We start from the raw sequence: 1,141 nt of genomic DNA, 5'->3' as shown, positions 1-1,141 counted from the left end.
AAGGGCTATCCACTTAGCGCCAAAATTCCACGCTGTGAAATTCAGCCCTCACGGGGAGATTTTCGCGCGATCTGCCGGTAGGTGATGGGGTCTGTCTGAACGGCCTGTTCAAGCAGGCGGTAGAAAATCAGGCCGCGGGAATGAGACGTGCGTCGGTTAAAGCGAAAGACGAACTCGTCGAGGTAATGGTCTAGGTGGGCCGGCTTGACCGCCCCTTGGTGCGTGCCGAGAAGCCAGCGCTTAAGCAGTGAAGCGACGCGATGGACGCCGGGTAACGGCACGTGCGCCGGAATGGCGTCTGGCATCACGGATTTGATGACCGTGCGCTCATGTTGATAGTCGTCCTGCAACGCCCGATAGATGGCTGCGCCGTCAGTGCGCAGCACGGAGCCGGGTTCCACGACCGCTCGCACGAAAGGCTCAACACTGGCAGTCGACTCCTCTTCAATCTGTTGAAGGCGAATCCGACCGAACCCTTTGGGCTCCAGAATTTCCACGGCGATCACCACGACAGCCTTGGTGGTCCGTCTCTTTCCGCCTTTACCCACGGGAGTGTCACGTCGTTCACGAATGGCAAGATAGCTCTGATCGACCTCGACGATCCCTTTGAGACGTTCCCGTCCGGGCCGAACCATCGCACGACGGAAACGGTGCAGGATGGTCCAGGCGGTTTGATAACTGCCAAACCCCAGGACTCGCTGCAAACCCAGAGCGCTCATTCCGGATTTCTGGCTCGTCAGATGCCACGCCGCTGCCAACCACACCTTCAAGGGCGTGCGTGTCTTATCGAAAATCGTGCCGGATGTCACTGTCCCAGGATGTCGGCAGGTGCGGCAGATCAGGCGCCCGCGGCTGCTCCTATACGGGTCCCGTTTGGTTGCGCAACTGGGGCAGACGAACCCCTCCGGCCAACGCAGCCGCTCAAGATAGCGCGCACACTCCTCCTCGGTGACAAACCAGTCTTCAAACTGGCTCCACGTCCGAGGGTAGTCGACGCCGGCGGTCGGGGTAGGCTGGAATTCGCTCACACCGACATTTTCTCTCAGGTGGTGCTAAGTGGATAGCCCTTATATCCATACCTGTCTCTTATACACATCTCCGAGCCCACGAGACCGTACTAGATCTCGTATGCCGTCTTCTG

Annotated in this window: 1 protein-coding gene; it reads right to left on the bottom strand. The window is 59.0% G+C overall.

Annotated features, from left to right (window positions below):
- Positions 1–41: 41 nt before the first annotated feature.
- Complete coding sequence (locus BN2476_RS40095) at positions 42–1,028, bottom strand: IS1595 family transposase (protein WP_087739702.1); 987 nt, start codon at positions 1,026–1,028, stop codon at positions 42–44.
- Between the last annotated feature and the right edge of the window lie 113 nt (positions 1,029–1,141).

Source organism: Paraburkholderia piptadeniae (assembly GCF_900007165.1).
GTDB classification, from domain to species: domain Bacteria; phylum Pseudomonadota; class Gammaproteobacteria; order Burkholderiales; family Burkholderiaceae; genus Paraburkholderia; species Paraburkholderia piptadeniae.
This window is presented reverse-complemented; position numbering and strand designations above follow the sequence as displayed.